The organism is Shewanella sp. UCD-KL21 (genome assembly GCF_001957135.1).
Classification (GTDB): Bacteria; Pseudomonadota; Gammaproteobacteria; order Enterobacterales; family Shewanellaceae; genus Shewanella.
The window spans coordinates 393,285-408,244 of the sequence record NZ_MPHK01000001.1 but is presented as its reverse complement, the minus strand read 5'-3'; the positions used below and the strand labels follow the sequence as shown (position 1 = coordinate 408,244).

Genomic DNA, 14,960 nt, shown 5'->3' with positions numbered 1-14,960 from the left:
ATCAAGGTATTCTCCATTTGAATAATGAGTCATAAGTAATATGCATTTGGATAATACCCTCAGTTCACATAGCATCGACTTAACGATAATGTTATTTGTGTGAATTATCATCCAAATACTCAGTTACCACATTATTTACCAATAACATATTTGGAGAATGACCATGCCAGAATATAAAGCGCCCATTCGTGATTTGAAATTTGTGATGCAAGAATTATTAGATTGTGAAAACCATTACCAACACCTTGGTTATGAAGATGCAAGTATAGATATGATTGATGCCATCATTGGTGAGGCAGCTAAATTAACTGAACAAGTCGTGGCACCATTAAACCAAATAGGTGACCAACAAGGCTGTACTTGGACTGACGGAAACGTCACAACGCCTGATGGCTTTAAAGATGCCTATAAGCAGTATGTAGAAGGTGGTTGGCCAACCTTATCCCAATCTTTAGAATTTGGTGGGCAAGGCTTACCTCATTCATTAAATATGAACATTGCCGAAATGTTCTCTAGTGCGAATCATAGCTTTGCCATGTATCCAGGCTTAAGTCATGGCACTTTGGCAACCATCGAAGCCCATGGCAGTGAAACGCAAAAGCAACAGTTTATGCCAAAACTTGTTGAAGGAACATGGACTGGCACCATGTGCTTAACTGAACCTCATTGTGGCACTGACTTGGGCATGTTACGCACTAAAGCCGAGCTTAACGAAGATGGCACCTATTCGTTATCAGGGACTAAAATCTTTATCTCTGCTGGTGAACATGATTTATCAGATAATATTGTGCATATTGTAATTGCGCGGATACCTAGTGCTCCAGCAGGTAATAAGGGCATTTCGTTATTTATCGTGCCTAAGTTTAATGTAAACCAAGACGGCAGTATTTCAGATCGTAATGGGGTGAACTGCGGTTCTATCGAACATAAAATGGGCATTAACGGTAATGCGACTTGTGTTATCAATTTCGACGGCGCAATAGGCCATTTAATTGGCGAGCCAAACCGCGGCCTTAAGTGCATGTTTACCTTTATGAATGCAGCCAGAATCGGTGTTGCCAGTGAAGGGGTTGCTGCAGCAGAAGCTTCATTCCAAGGCGCTTTAGCCTATGCCAAAGACCGCCTACAAATGCGATCAATTAGCGGAGTTAAAAATCCCCAAGGCCCAGCAGATCCTATTATTGTGCATCCAGATGTACGAAGAATGCTACTGACTCAAAAATCTATTGCTGAAGGTGGTCGCGCTTTATTATCATATCTTGCCCAATTGGTTGATATTGTTCATGCAGAAAAAGATGAAGCAATAAAAGTCGAAACTGAAACTAAATTGGCTTTATTAACCCCCATTGCAAAAGCATTTTTGTCTGAACTTGGTTTTGAAGCGACCAGCCACGGGGTGCAAATATTTGGTGGCCATGGATTTATAAAAGAGTGGGGCATGGAGCAACTCATGCGAGACACTAAAATTAGCTGTTTATATGAAGGTACCACCGGTATTCAAGCACTTGATTTATTGGCCCGCAAAATAATAGGCACTAAAGGCGAAATATTAAAACCATTTTCAAAAGATGTGACCCTATTTTGCCAACAGAATATGGATGATACTGCGATGGCTGAATTTATCCAGCCGATAATGGCATATGCTAAAGAGTGGCATCAATTGACCGTGACAATTGGCGCTAAAGCGGCGAAAAATCCAGATGAAATTGGTGGTGCATCAGTTGATTACTTAATGTTTGCCGGTTATGTCACCGTGGCCTATTTTTGGGCCAAGATGGCTAAAGTCGCTCAAGATAAACTGGCTAATGGTGCTGAAGATAAAGCCTTTTACGAGGCTAAAATTAAAACAGCACAATTCTTTATTCAGCGTATGTTGCCAAGAGCCAGTGGCCATGCTGCCTGCATTAACAACGGTGTAGATTCAATGATGTCTTTAGACAGTGAAGATTTTGCATTCTAACGACATTGGCCATTGTTAATAAAAAAAACCGTAACAGCAAACTGTTACGGTTTTTTATTGCGCTAACTTTTAACTTAAATCGGCGTAAGATAATATGTTATTTTTACCTGTTTATTGATCAAATTCTAAATAGTGTTGGAATAAGTCTTTTAAATAATACTCTGCTTACTTATTCGCTATTTGCTACACCAGTGCTGCCTCGAACAATTAAATCAGTCGCTAAAAAGTGAGGTTGCAATACTGTACTTTCATCAACATTTCCTTCAATGAGATCACACAGTAAAGCCATTGCGCAACTACCAAGCTCAATAGCGGGTTGGCGGATTGTTGTCAGCGGTGGATCACTGTATTTTGCAAATTCGATATCATCAAAACCCGCAACTGAAATATCCTCAGGCACTTTAATCCCTTTAGCTTTTAGCCCTTGAATTAGACCAATAGCCATTTTGTCGTTCATACAAAATATGGCACTTGGTCTTGGCATCATATCGGCAAATTTGTTCGCAGCACTTAGGCCACTGTCAGCTGAAAAGTTACCTTTAATAATGAGTTCTGGATTATAGGTTAATCCAGCTTTAGTTAACGCATTTTGGTAACCCAATTCTCGATATTGGGTTGCGTGGATAAAATCTAAGCCACCCTAGTGAACAAGGTGTAAAGCAAATACCTGACCCTTTCGTAGCACGCTTAAATCTATTATCAACTAATTAATTTAAAAGCAATATTTAAACTGTGCTGATAGCTGCACTTAATAGTTAAATTCATAAAAGTAAAAACCGCCAATAGCGAACTGATTGGCGGTTTTTTTGTTATGGCTGAATTACATCAGCCAATATAACAACTTTTAACTAGACTTTTTCATAAGGTAAGCCAACATATTGGGTCGCAATAACTGTCTGGCCTGCTTCATTATTCAGATAAAAATCCAGTTCAGAATTCATGAAGCGTTCGAATGTTTGACTGGTTTGGCTATCGACTTGTTCATCTTTAAATTCATGCAGCATGTTAGACATCCACCACGAGAAGCGTTCAGCATGCCAAACACGCTTTAACGCAATCTGTGAATAACGCTCAACTGCTGCATCATCGCTACCATCATAAACCTGACACAATAATCTAAATAATGTCGCTACATCAGATGCGGCTAGGTTAAGCCCTTTAGCGCCAGTAGGTGGTACGATATGGGCTGCATCCCCGACTAAAAATAAGCGCCCATACTGCATTGGCTCACAAACAAAGCTGCGCAGTGGGGCGATGCTTTTTTCTAAACTCGGGCCAGTCACTAAACGCTCGGCGGCATCTTGAGGTAAACGTTTTTTAAGCTCATCCCAAAAGTCAGCATCACTCCAATTTTCTACTTTATCGGTTAATCGCACTTGTAAATAATAACGTGAACGGGTGTTAGAGCGCATACTGGCTAAGGCAAAACCACGTTCTGTTTTACAATAAATAAGCTCATTGGCTACCGGTGGGGTGTCACTTAACAACCCAAGCCAACCGAAAGGATAAAGCCGTTCAAATTCAGTTTTATTCTCATCAGGGATGCTTTTGCGTGACACGCCATGAAAGCCATCACAGCCAGCGATATAATCGCAGTTTAAAGTAAATTGCTCACCATTGTGAGTAAAGCTAACTGAAGGTGTGTCGGAGTCAGCATCATTAATTTGCACATCACTAGATTCATAGTAGGTTGTTGCAGCTATATTTTCACGCGCTTGCATTAAGTCACGAGTCACTTCTGTTTGGCCGTAACACATCACAGCGCTGCCCTCAGTTAGCGTTTTCAAGTCAATGCGAAAACGTTTACCGTAATGGGCAATTTCAAAACCATCATGGAAATGACCTTGCTGCTTCATGCGCTCATCAACGCCAGCCTCGGCTAATAAGTCCACCAAGCCTTGTTCCAAAATACCAGCTCGAATGCGCCCCAATACATACTCGCCAGATACCCGTTCAATAATGATATTGTCGATACCTTTATTGGCCAGTAATTGGCCTAATAATAATCCTGATGGGCCTGCGCCAATAATTGCGACTTGAGTTGTTAATGTTTGCATATTTAGCTCGCTTGTTATACCAATCACGATAAATAAGTGATCAGAAATAGCGTAGAAAAAATGCTTGAGAACAAGGCATATTTTTTTATAAGTAGTTATTCTACAGTCAAAAAATATAACGCCGTTATCGAGTATTTCACAAGCTAGGGTGAACAGTTATTTATTACGATTGGTATTATTCATTATATCTAAATGATGCAAGCTAACTTAGGAAATATTAATTCACATTCTCGCTAACATATTGTACTTTTGAGTCACATTTCGGTTTTAATTTTCGGTAGTCCATGGCCAAATCTATTCCATTTTATGATTTATATGGTGACGCGTTTATTCGCAGTGAGCCGGAATTAGTCCATGTAGAAAACATCGCTCATCGTAGCAGTGGCTTACAATGGGAAATCGCCCCACATCGACACACTAAGTTAGCGCAAATGGTGATGGTGTTTGATAATGATTGGCAGGTTATGCTCGATGATAAAGTACATCGCTTATCGGGTAACTGGTTAACCTTGATCCCTGCTGGGATAGTACATGGGTTTCAATTTCAACCTTATAGCCAAGGTTTTGTGATCAGTATTAATAACGAATTATTCTCTGCCATTGACGGCATCGATGACGTAAACTGGCAGCCACAAGCGATTGAATTTAAGAGTGAAGTTCATTTGCGCCACTTAAGACATCAAATAGAGTTATTGATGTATGAACTTAATTATAATGAGATAGGTCAGGGCCAAGCTGTCAGTCAGCTAATCAGGCTGATATTAATTAATGTCCTGCGACAGCAAAAACGCCAAGATTTACAAGCCTCACCCAGTAATAAAGAGTCGCAAGTGATTATAAATTTCAGAGCGTTAATTGAAGCGGACTATAAACAGCATGCTAATGTGGCACAGTACGCCAAGAAATTACATGTTTCAGTGTCCAAACTAAATCGCTTATGTCAGCGTTTTTTTGCTGACTCTCCCAAAGCGATTATTCATAAAAGACTCATCATTGAAGCCAAACGGCGCTTACTTTATACCAGCCAAACGGTTGAAGACATTGCCGAGCAGTTGGGGTTTGCTGATAGCGGTTATTTTTGCCGTTTCTTTAAACAAACGACTGGCGTAACCGCTAATACCTTTCGTAAAAATGCCGATAATCTACCCTTGTTAAAATAAGCGTTAATTACCGATACTCTGCTCGGGAAATTTATCAATAATGTAGTTTATCAATGCCTGTGCTTAAGATGATAGGGGTTTTCTACGAGGATAAAGTAACCAGCCATGGCCTTGCTCCATTGGCTTATCTGCAAACACGCTGCTTATTTCGACCTGATGAGTCATCTGTTAGCCGTGTTAGACCGGTTTGTATGGCTGCGTTAACCACCATGCGGGGTATGTTGCCATTACTATCCGATCCATTCTTTATGTCAATGGCAGTCACAATTGTGTTTGGTTTAGGCTTTGCGACTGTATTAACGCTTATTGTGTTACCAGTGGCTTATACGCTGATTATTCAGAATAAAAGTAAACCGCATACTCTTTAATCGCAATCTTAAAAAACAACTCTCAGTTACACAAAAACGCGTTAGACACTGTAGTCTAACGCATTTTTTATAGTGATTGAGCGGCTAATTAGTCGAATATTCTTGAAACAATATTAAAGATACAGTATTCAAGACACAAATATCTTCAACATATCAAGTGTATATCGCCGTTTGCTGTTTAATAATGTGTAGAAATTGCGCCTGCATTTGCGTTGGCTGCCAGTTTTTACGTAGGGTTAAGCCAATACTGCGGTCGGTATCAGCCAACGTGATAGGGCAAACGGCTAATAAACCCGCAGCAACTTCAACTTCTACCTGTTTAGCCGGTAATAATGCCGCCCGTTCGCTATGCATTAAGATGCTGCGGATAGCCACTAACGAACTGCATTCAATGACATTGCTTGGTGGATTAAGGTTTCTCTCGTTAAATAACTGGCTAAACACATGCCATGCCGGTGTACTTTTATTAGGGGCAACCCATTGTAATTGCTGTAATTCGGTTGCTGAAAATATTGTCTTGTTAGCCAGAGGGTGTTTGGCTTTAACCACAATGCTGAGTTTATCGTTAAACAGTGGCACCTGACTGATATCAGTATTTTGCGAACCTGTACGTAATGCGCCGACGATTATATCGATTTCACCATGTAATAAGCTATGCAGTTGCTCTTGATAGGGGCCATCGATTAACGCCAAGTTAGCATCGGGAAACTCACTGTTTAACGCCAAAATTGCCTGAGGCACAATGGATGAGCGCGCCAGAGGCAAACAACCGACCTTTAATGAACCGTTCATTTTACCGTTAAATTCATTTAACTCTGCTATGCCTTGTTCAATCTCATTAAAAAATAACAATCCATATCTATACAGTTGCTTACCAAGCCATGTGGCTTCAATTCCTGCAGGCGAACGCATCACCAATTTATCATGACAAATTTGCTCGGCATCTTTAATGGTCTTGTGCAATGTGGGTTGTGATAAACCCAACACCGACGCTGCGCGGGTGTAACTGTTTTGCTGCACTAATGCCACTAAGCCCAATAATTGTTTAGTGGTAATAGAACGAGAAAATTGCCATTGGCGGGCTTTATCTTTGGTTAATGCCGTTACGGCAAATTCATCAAGGTAGCGAAAGGCTCTTTCAACCCGTGATAAAAAGCATAAGCCAACCGGTGTGGTTTGCATCCCTGATGGGGTTCTAACAAACAAACTGTAACCTAATTCGCTTTCAAGTTTATTTATACCTTGGGTAAGGGCAGACTGGGTTAAATGAATGGCGTTTGCGGCAAGGGTTAGTGTGCCAAGTTCCTTTATTTTAAGGGCGAACAACAGGTTTTTAATATTAATGTTCATTGTTTTTATTTATGCACTATCCAGTTGGTAAACTAATGCTATAGAAAAAACTAATGGCAATCGACAGTTTTTTAAAGTTATTTACTGTCATCGTTTTCATATACTCGAAGGACTGAATTTAACCCAGATTATGACAGAGGTAGATAATGGCGGTATGTATTACAGATATTGCGCGTCCGAGCCAAGAAATCTTAGCTATGTACGCTAACGCAGAAGTTGCGACAGTGCATGAAGCCCAAGGGCGGTTAGGGCTATTAGCTGATTACATGAAGCCGATTTATACACCTGCTCAAATTGCAGGTAGCGCAGTAACCTGTGAGGTTGCTCCAGGTGATAACTGGATGATCCACGTTGCAGTTGAGCAATGTCAGCCCGGTGATGTACTGGTTGTTACCCCAACCAGTGGCTGTATTGATGGATTTTTTGGTGACTTGCTGGCTACATCGCTACAAGCTCGCGGCGTTAAAGGACTCATCATAGATGGCGGTGTTCGCGATGTTGCGACCTTAACCCAAATGCAATTTCCTGTTTGGTCAAAAGCGGTATATGCCCAAGGCACAGTCAAAGAAACCTTAGGTAACGTTAATGTGCCTGTGGTGTGTGCGGGCGCGTTAATTTGCCCAGGTGACTTAGTGATTGCAGATGAAGATGGTGTGGTGGTCGTTAAGCAAGAACGCGCCTTAGAAGTGCATGACAAAATGCTTAAACGCATTGCCAACGAAGATGATAAACGTAAACGTTTGGCAGCCGGTGAGTTAGGGCTAGATATCTACGCCATGCGCGAACGCCTTGCAGCTAAAGGGCTTTGCTATGTAAAACAAGGCGAGGATAGCTAATATGCAGCGCGCCATACCTTGCTCAATTATGCGTGGCGGCACCTCTAAAGGCTTATACTTTTTAGCTGCCGATTTGCCCCAAGAGCCAACTCAGCGGGATCAGTTGTTATTAACGCTTATGGGCTCGCCTGATGAACGCCAAATTGATGGTTTAGGAGGCGCGCATCCGCTGACCAGTAAAGTGGCGATTGTCAGTCCATCAAGTCGTGATGATGCCGATGTTGACTACTTGTTTTTACAAATAACCGTAGATAAAGCCCAAGTTAGCGACAGCCAAAACTGCGGTAATTTGTTAGCCGGCGTTGGCCCCTTTTCCATCGAGCAAGGGCTAATTAATTGTACCGAACACGACGTAAGTAATGACTTTGCTGATATCCGTATTCACATGGTTAACACTGGCGCCATTGCTGTTGCCAGAGTCGCACTGCAGCAGGGCATGGTGACCTATCAAGGCGATGCGCGTATCGATGGCGTCCCCGGCACTAGCGCGCCCATCACCATAGATTTTTTAGATATTGCCGGTTCAAGTTGTGGGACGTTATTTCCAACCGGTAATGCCATTGATGACATTAACGGCGTGAATGTGACCTGTATTGATAATGGCATGCCTGTTGTGATCCTGTCTGCCAGTGACTTTGGCCTTAAGGGTGATGAAAGCCCCGCAGCGCTTGAAAGCAATCAACTGCTTAAACAACAAATTGAAGCCATAAGATTACAAGCGGGCTTAAAAATGAATTTAGGTGATGTGAGCAATAAAACCGTCCCTAAGATGTCATTAGTGAGCGCACCACAAAAGGCTGGCCATATTAATACCCGCACGTTTATTCCACACCGCGTACATGAAGCAATTGGCGTATTAGGTAGCGTCAGTGTGGCTACTGCTTGTGTGCTTAACGGCACTGTGGCAAACCAGTTTGCCTCGGCGCAATTTAGTGATGGCAATTTTGATGTGGTTGTTGAACACCCCACTGGGCAATTTAACGTTGAAATGCAAGTGACTGAAGCCAATGACATTAAAGGTTTTACTGTGCATCGCTCTGCGTTACTGCGCACCGCAAGATTATTGATGGTAGGCAGTGCAATGCTACCTGACTAGTGTTGGTTGTGAATACAAAAACACCAATAACAACATAATAAAAAACGCTTAACCCGACTTCAATTAAGCAAAGTGATTAAGACAAGTCGCTTAAGTAAAAGTTAAGCAAGGAGAATTCGATGATTATTGATTGCCACGGCCACTATACAACCGCACCTGAGCCATTACAGCTTTTCAGGCAAGCGCAAATTGAAGCACACAAGCAAGGTAAAGCTTTACCAGAAGTGCCATTTATTTCAGATGACCAAATTCGTGAAAGTATCGATAAAAATCAAATCAAGCTGTTAGATGAACGTGGTTTAGACATGACCATCTTTTCACCGCGTGCATCTGCAATGGCGCATCATATTGGTGACGAAGCCGTCTCAAAGCAATGGACATCAGCCTGTAATGATTTAATCGCCCGTGTAGTCGACTTATATCCAGAGCGCTTTATTGGTGTATGCCAATTACCGCAATCTCCTGGTGTGCCGATCCAAAACTCAGTGGCTGAGCTAGAGCGCTGCGTATTAGAAAAAGGCTTTGTTGGTTGTAATTTAAATCCTGATCCATCTGGCGGTCACTGGACATCAAAACCCTTGACAGATCCAAGCTGGTATCCATTTTATGAAAAAATGGTAGAGCTTGATGTACCGGCAATGATCCACGTATCAGGTTCTTGCAACCCTAACTTTCATGCCACTGGCGCACACTATATGAATGCCGATACCACGGCATTTATGCAGCTGTTAGAAGGCAACTTATTTAAAGACTTCCCAGAACTTCGTTTCATCATTCCCCACGGTGGCGGTGCAGTACCTTATCACTGGGGGCGATACCGTGGTTTAGCTGACATGCTAAAGCAGCCACCGCTGAACGAACATCTAATGAAAAATGTATATTTTGACACTTGCGTGTATCATCAACCTGGAATTGATTTGTTGTTTGAAGTTATTGATATTGAAAATATTTTATTCGGTTCAGAAATGATTGGCGCAGTGCGTGGCATTGACCCAACTACAGGCCAATATTTTGATGACACTAAACGTTATGTCGACAGCCTGAATTTGTCGCCACAAGACCGTGAAAAAGTGTATTCAGGTAATGCACGCCGTGTTTATCCACGTTTAGGTAAAAAATTACAGGGAATGGGACTATGAGTAAGTTTATAACTGACGCTGATTGGCTACATTGGCATCAATCACCAGTAACCCCCAGTTACCAGCCGCCTGCTGGCGCTGTTGATGCCCATTGTCATGTGTTTGGCCCTGCAAATGAATTTGGCTTTGCACCTGAGCGTAAATACACCCCATGCGATGCCTCTAAAGATCAACTATGGGCACTGCGCGATCACCTCGGTTTTAGCCGTAATGTTATTGTCCAAGCCACTTGCCATGGCGCAGACAACAGTGCCTTAGTCGATGCATTAAATAGTTCCAACGGTTTAGCTCGCGGTGTTGCCACCATCAAAGAGGATATCAGTGATGCTGAGTTACAAGCGCTGCATCAAGCGGGCGTGCGTGGCGTAAGGTTTAACTTTGTTAAACGTCTTGTTGATGCACTGCCTTTTGACTCGCTCACCAAAATTGCTCATCGGATCAAAAAGCTTGATTGGCACATCGTGATTTACTTTGAAAGCCAAGATTTACCTGAACTGTATGATTTTTTTACCAGCTTGCCCACGACCTTAGTGGTTGATCATATGGGACGCCCTGATGTGTCCAAGCCTATTGATGATGACGGTTTTCAACTGTTTTTGAAATTCATGGCTGAAAACCCGAATGTGTGGTCAAAAGTCAGCTGCCCAGAGCGCATCTCAGTCGTTGGGCCTGATAGCAATTATGCCGACGTAGTGCCATTTGCACGCACTGTAGTAGAGCAGTTTCCTGATCGAGTACTGTGGGGCACAGATTGGCCGCATCCAAACATGAAAAGTCACATGCCAGATGACGGCAAGCTAGTGAATATTATCCCGCAGATTGCGCCAACTGCAGCGCTGCAACAACAACTTTTAGTCGACAATCCAATGCGTTTGTATTGGTCTAAATAAGGGAAGGTTATGGCTATCGATAAACCGTATAAAAGTATCCCCGGCACCACCATATTTGATGCTGATATGGCAAGTATGGGCTTTCATTTAAACCAATTTTGCATGTCATTAATGAAAGCTGACAATCGTGCCCGTTTTAAGCACGATCAAAAGGCATATTTAGACGAATGGCCGATGACAGAACAACAAAAGCAATCGGTTATCGAACGTGATTACAACAAGATGATGAGCCTTGGCGGTAACGTGTATTTTTTAGCAAAAATATTTTCTAGCGATGGCATTAGTTTTCAACAGGCCGCCGCCAGCATGACCGGCATGACGCAACCTGAATACGCACAAATGATGCTAGATGGCGGCCGCTCACCGGATTGGGGCATGGATAAAAAGGAACAAAAATAACATGGCTAAAATTACTGCAGGTGTTGCTACCTCACATGTGCCAGCCATTGGCGCAGCAATAGACAATAACAAAACCCAAGATGACTACTGGAAACCACTATTTACCGGTTATGACTTCAGTAAAAAATGGATCAAAGAGGCTAAGCCTGATGTTGTTTTGCTGGTTTATAACGATCACGCCACAGCCTTTGATTTAAATTTTGTACCAACGTTTGCCATTGCCTGCGGCGATGAGTTTAAACCAGCAGATGAAGGTTGGGGCCCACGCCCTGTACCAAATGTAAAAGGTCATCCACAACTGGCATCGCATATTGCCCAGTCGGTTATTCAAGACGAGTTTGATTTAACCGTCGTGAATACCCTAGATGTCGATCATGGTTTAACTGTGCCGTTATCATTGATGTTTGGCGAGCCCGAAAACTGGCCATGTCAGGTGATCCCCATTGCCGTTAACGTAGTCCTTTTTCCGCCACCATCAGGTAAACGCTGTTATGCATTAGGCAAAGCATTACGTAAAGCCGTTGAAAGTTTTGATGACGACCTAAATGTACAAATTTGGGGCACCGGTGGCATGAGCCATCAACTACAAGGTCCAAGAGCAGGCTTAATCAACAAAGAGTTTGATAATGATTTTCTTGATCGCATTGTCGATGATGCCGACCAATTAGCACTAAAGCCCCATATGGATTATGTGCAACAGGCTGGTTCAGAAGGTATTGAGTTAGTGATGTGGTTAATCATGCGCGGCGCATTAAACGAGCAGGTAGATTTAAAACATCGTTTTTATCATGTGCCTGCATCGAATACCGCAGTGGGTCATCTTATTTTAGAAAACAAATAAATCTGGATAATGTTATGAAAGTTATAGTAGTAGGCCCAGGGGCATTTGGTATTAAACACCTTGACGGCATTAAAAATATCGATGGCGTCGAGGTTGTCGCTTTAGTCGGGCGCTCGTTAGAGAAAACCCAACAAGTAGCTGATGAATACGGCATCAAACAAGTCTTCACCGATCTAACCGAGGCACTAAAAATAGCCGCCGATGCAGTTATTTTATGCACGCCAACCCAGCAGCACGCCGCGCAATCAATTCAGTGCATGCAAGCAGGTAAGCATGTACAGGTTGAAATTCCATTAGCTGATAGCTGGGAAGATTCTTTAGCCGTTGTCGAAACCCAAAAGCAAACTGGTTTAACCTGTATGGTTGGTCATACGCGCCGTTTTAACCCGTCGCACCAATGGGTGAATAATAAAATTACTGCCGGTGAATTAAACATTCAGCAAATGGATGTGCAAACTTATTTTTTCCGTCGTAAAAACATTAATGCCAAAGGTGAGGCCCGTTCATGGACCGATCACTTGTTATGGCATCATGCGGCGCACACCGTTGACTTGTTTGCTTATCAAGCCAATTCAAAAGTGGTTAAAGCCAATGCGATACAAGGGCCAATTCACCCTGAGTTAGGTATAGCGTTAGATATGTCAATCCAGCTACAGGCAGAAAATGGCGCGATTTGTACACTGTCATTGTCGTTTAATAATGATGGCCCGCTAGGTACTTTTTTCCGTTATATCTGTGACAATGGTACTTATATTGCCCGTTACGATGACTTAGTTAACGGTAAAGAAGAGCCCATTGATGTGTCAAATGTTGCTGTGTCAATGAATGGTATTGAATTACAAGACCGTGAGTTTTTTGCCGCCATTCAACAAGGGCGCGAGCCTAATTCAAGTGTTGCCAAAGTGCTTGATTGTTATAAAGTACTGCACGATCTTGAATTACAGCTAACCCGTTAATTGCAAATAAAGAGGATGCTATGAGTAAACGAATGCTTAATGGTCAATCAGTCAACCCCATTGGACTCGGTTGCATGAATTTAAGTCATGCTTATGGTCATCCTCTTAGCGAGCAAGATGCCACACGCCTGCTACTCAGTGCCGTTGAGTTAGGCGTTGATCATTTTGATACTGCAGCCTTATATGGTTTTGGTAAAAACGAGCAATTAGTCGGTAAAGTGCTCAAACCGTATCGTGAAAAATTACTGTTAGCCAGTAAATGCGGCATGACAGGCGTTGATGGCAAAAAAGTCATTGATGGCCGTCCCGCCACATTACGACGTACCATTGAAAGTTCATTAACCAGCCTGCAAACCGATGTACTCGATCTGTATTATTTACATCGCTGGGACAAAAATGTACCCATTGAAGACAGCGTAGGTGAGCTGGGGTTAATGGTAAAAGAGGGTAAAATCAAATCTATTGGTTTGTCTGAAGTGTCAGCCACAACCCTTAAAAAAGCCCATGCAGAACATGCCATTGCCGCAGTGCAAAGCGAATATTCCTTATGGAGCCGCAACCCTGAAATAGCCGTGCTTGATACCTGTAAACAACTCGATATTGCCTTTGTGGCATTCTCGCCTTTAGCACGGGGCTTTTTAACCGATCAGGTGCCGTTAGCCCAAGTGTTAGTTGACGGCGATATCCGCCGTGGCATGCCCCGGTTTCAAAGCCCACATATCGAAAAGAATCGTTTATTGGTGGCTGAGTTAACTCAAATCAGTCAACAGCTCAATTGCAGTTTAGCCCAGCTAAACCTTGCATGGTTGTTACATCAATCCGACAACATTTTAGCCATTCCTGGTACAACTAATATCGCTCATTTACAAGACAACATGGGCGCAGATAAGGTGCAATTAAGCCAAGTCGTGCTAGCGCATTTAAACAAGGTGTTTGCCCCAAGTGCCATTAGCGGCGCACGGTATCCAGCCATGACCCAAACCGAAATAGATACCGAAGATTTCTAAACGGACTAAGCAGCATTGGACTTATTGCTTAACGAATTACTCAGCCCAACTATGGCCCTTGTATTAGTGATAGCCGCGTTTTTTAGCTCGTTTATCACCGCAGCAATGGGCGCTGGCGGTGGCTTATTGTTATTAGTTTTAATGGCATCATTACTACCTATGATGATAGTCATTCCGGTACATGGCTTAGTGCAGCTGGGCTCAAATGCTAATCGCGCACTGGCCACGATTAAGCATGTTGATCTGCCAATGTTACTGTATTTTTCACTAGGTGGCGTACTTGGCGCGGCGTTATCTACCACTGTGATTAGTCAAATTTCCCTTGAGCCAATGAAACTAGTGTTGGCTATTTTTATTTTATATTTGTTGTGGGGCAAAAAACCAACATTTATCGGCTCGTCACCCAGCTCTAGGGTCGTGGCAGGTGCGATTACCAGCTTTTTATCTTTTTTTGTCGGTGCTAGCGGGCCACTGGTCGGCAGCTATATGTATGTTAATTACCTTAATCAAACTGCACTGCAAGACAAACTGCGCTTTACCGCGACCTTTTCAAGCTGCATGACAATGCAACACAGCTTTAAAGCCATAATATTCACGCTACTGGGGTTTGGCTTCACGCAATGGTTACCATTAGTGTGTGCCATGGTAATAAGCGGCGCGCTTGGCACCTTTGCAGGACTGAAATTGCTTAATCGCATCACCACTACCAACTTTAGCAAGCTGTTTAAACTCACATTAAGTCTACTTGCATTGCAATTAGCCTATGTAGGAGCAGGGCACTTTATACATTAACAATGAAAATGAATTGAACTTAATTATTTTTTGTACGTACAAAGCTGTGGTCGCATTCTTGTCAAAATAGACTAAGTGCATAAAAAATTAGAATAATTACAATTGTAGA

General features: G+C 42.6%; 14 protein-coding genes and 1 pseudogene. 12 read left to right on the top strand and 3 right to left on the bottom strand.

Translation table 11 applies throughout. The features are described 5' to 3' along the window. Positions 1–163: 163 nt before the first annotated feature. Positions 164–1,960, top strand: coding sequence for an acyl-CoA dehydrogenase C-terminal domain-containing protein (locus BM739_RS01750; protein ID WP_076536638.1), 1,797 nt, complete (start codon positions 164–166; stop codon positions 1,958–1,960). Positions 1,961–2,129: 169 nt separating this feature from the next. Here BM739_RS01750 and BM739_RS01745 read toward each other — a convergent pair whose 3' ends face one another. Further along, positions 2,130–2,585, bottom strand: coding sequence for a substrate-binding domain-containing protein (locus BM739_RS01745; RefSeq protein WP_083698036.1), 456 nt, complete (start codon positions 2,583–2,585; stop codon positions 2,130–2,132). Between the two features lie 223 nt (positions 2,586–2,808). After that, positions 2,809–4,017, bottom strand: coding sequence for a 4-hydroxybenzoate 3-monooxygenase (gene pobA, locus BM739_RS01740; protein WP_076536632.1), 1,209 nt, complete (start codon positions 4,015–4,017; stop codon positions 2,809–2,811). Positions 4,018–4,301: 284 nt separating this feature from the next. Between pobA and BM739_RS01735 the strand changes: the two genes are divergently transcribed. Together BM739_RS01735 and BM739_RS01730 are read left to right on the top strand one after the other, a co-directional pair. Then, the gene (locus tag BM739_RS01735) at positions 4,302–5,177 is read left to right on the top strand and encodes a helix-turn-helix domain-containing protein (RefSeq protein WP_076536630.1); all 876 of its coding nucleotides are present in this window, start codon (positions 4,302–4,304) and stop codon (positions 5,175–5,177) included. Between the two features lie 158 nt (positions 5,178–5,335). Beyond that, a pseudogene (locus tag BM739_RS01730) lies at positions 5,336–5,545 on the top strand (hypothetical protein); the annotation flags it as partial. A 153-nt stretch (positions 5,546–5,698) separates the two neighbouring features. On the opposite strand, the gene BM739_RS01725 reads toward BM739_RS01730, so the two are convergent. Further along, positions 5,699–6,895, bottom strand: a complete 1,197-nt coding sequence (locus BM739_RS01725; protein ID WP_076536628.1) for a LysR family transcriptional regulator — start codon at positions 6,893–6,895, stop codon at positions 5,699–5,701. Between the two features lie 146 nt (positions 6,896–7,041). Between BM739_RS01725 and BM739_RS01720 the strand changes: the two genes are divergently transcribed. The 9 genes from BM739_RS01720 (at position 7,042) to BM739_RS01680 (ending at position 14,851) form a co-directional block, all read left to right on the top strand. After that, positions 7,042–7,731 carry a 4-carboxy-4-hydroxy-2-oxoadipate aldolase/oxaloacetate decarboxylase gene (locus BM739_RS01720; RefSeq protein WP_076536626.1) on the top strand — a complete coding sequence of 230 codons (690 nt, stop codon included), beginning with the start codon at positions 7,042–7,044 and terminating at the stop codon, positions 7,729–7,731. A 1-nt stretch (position 7,732) separates the two neighbouring features. After that, positions 7,733–8,827 carry a 4-oxalomesaconate tautomerase gene (locus BM739_RS01715; RefSeq protein ID WP_076536624.1) on the top strand — a complete coding sequence of 365 codons (1,095 nt, stop codon included), beginning with the start codon at positions 7,733–7,735 and terminating at the stop codon, positions 8,825–8,827. A gap of 119 nt (positions 8,828–8,946) precedes the next feature. Beyond that, positions 8,947–9,966 (top strand): amidohydrolase family protein, encoded by a 1,020-nt coding sequence (locus BM739_RS01710; RefSeq protein ID WP_076536622.1) that lies wholly within the window; start codon positions 8,947–8,949, stop codon positions 9,964–9,966. Further along, the gene (locus BM739_RS01705; protein ID WP_076536620.1) at positions 9,963–10,856 is read left to right on the top strand and encodes an amidohydrolase family protein; all 894 of its coding nucleotides are present in this window, start codon (positions 9,963–9,965) and stop codon (positions 10,854–10,856) included. Before BM739_RS01710 ends, BM739_RS01705 begins: the two co-directional genes overlap by 4 nt. A gap of 9 nt (positions 10,857–10,865) precedes the next feature. Then, complete coding sequence (gene ligA / locus BM739_RS01700; protein WP_076536618.1) at positions 10,866–11,255, top strand: protocatechuate 4,5-dioxygenase subunit alpha; 390 nt, start codon at positions 10,866–10,868, stop codon at positions 11,253–11,255. A gap of 1 nt (position 11,256) precedes the next feature. Then, positions 11,257–12,096, top strand: a complete 840-nt coding sequence (locus BM739_RS01695; RefSeq protein ID WP_076536616.1) for a class III extradiol dioxygenase subunit beta — start codon at positions 11,257–11,259, stop codon at positions 12,094–12,096. Between the two features lie 14 nt (positions 12,097–12,110). After that, positions 12,111–13,052: a Gfo/Idh/MocA family oxidoreductase gene (locus tag BM739_RS01690; RefSeq protein WP_076536613.1), complete on the top strand. Its 942-nt coding sequence runs from the start codon at positions 12,111–12,113 to the stop codon at positions 13,050–13,052. A 20-nt stretch (positions 13,053–13,072) separates the two neighbouring features. Beyond that, on the top strand, positions 13,073–14,059 hold the full coding sequence (locus BM739_RS01685; RefSeq protein WP_076536610.1) for an aldo/keto reductase: 987 nt from the start codon (positions 13,073–13,075) through the stop codon (positions 14,057–14,059). Positions 14,060–14,074: 15 nt separating this feature from the next. Then, positions 14,075–14,851 carry a TSUP family transporter gene (locus BM739_RS01680; protein WP_076536607.1) on the top strand — a complete coding sequence of 259 codons (777 nt, stop codon included), beginning with the start codon at positions 14,075–14,077 and terminating at the stop codon, positions 14,849–14,851. Positions 14,852–14,960: the final 109 nt, after the last annotated feature.

Coding starts and splice junctions, on each gene's coding strand:
- pobA (WP_076536632.1), bottom strand. CDS start 4,017: ATGCAAACATTAACAACTCAAGTCGCAATTATTGGCGCAGGCCCATCA.
- BM739_RS01750 (WP_076536638.1), top strand. CDS start 164: ATGCCAGAATATAAAGCGCCCATTCGTGATTTGAAATTTGTGATGCAA.
- BM739_RS01725 (WP_076536628.1), bottom strand. CDS start 6,895: ATGAACATTAATATTAAAAACCTGTTGTTCGCCCTTAAAATAAAGGAA.
- BM739_RS01695 (WP_076536616.1), top strand. CDS start 11,257: ATGGCTAAAATTACTGCAGGTGTTGCTACCTCACATGTGCCAGCCATT.
- BM739_RS01685 (WP_076536610.1), top strand. CDS start 13,073: ATGAGTAAACGAATGCTTAATGGTCAATCAGTCAACCCCATTGGACTC.
- ligA (WP_076536618.1), top strand. CDS start 10,866: ATGGCTATCGATAAACCGTATAAAAGTATCCCCGGCACCACCATATTT.
- BM739_RS01720 (WP_076536626.1), top strand. CDS start 7,042: ATGGCGGTATGTATTACAGATATTGCGCGTCCGAGCCAAGAAATCTTA.
- BM739_RS01715 (WP_076536624.1), top strand. CDS start 7,733: ATGCAGCGCGCCATACCTTGCTCAATTATGCGTGGCGGCACCTCTAAA.
- BM739_RS01710 (WP_076536622.1), top strand. CDS start 8,947: ATGATTATTGATTGCCACGGCCACTATACAACCGCACCTGAGCCATTA.
- BM739_RS01735 (WP_076536630.1), top strand. CDS start 4,302: ATGGCCAAATCTATTCCATTTTATGATTTATATGGTGACGCGTTTATT.
- BM739_RS01705 (WP_076536620.1), top strand. CDS start 9,963: ATGAGTAAGTTTATAACTGACGCTGATTGGCTACATTGGCATCAATCA.
- BM739_RS01690 (WP_076536613.1), top strand. CDS start 12,111: ATGAAAGTTATAGTAGTAGGCCCAGGGGCATTTGGTATTAAACACCTT.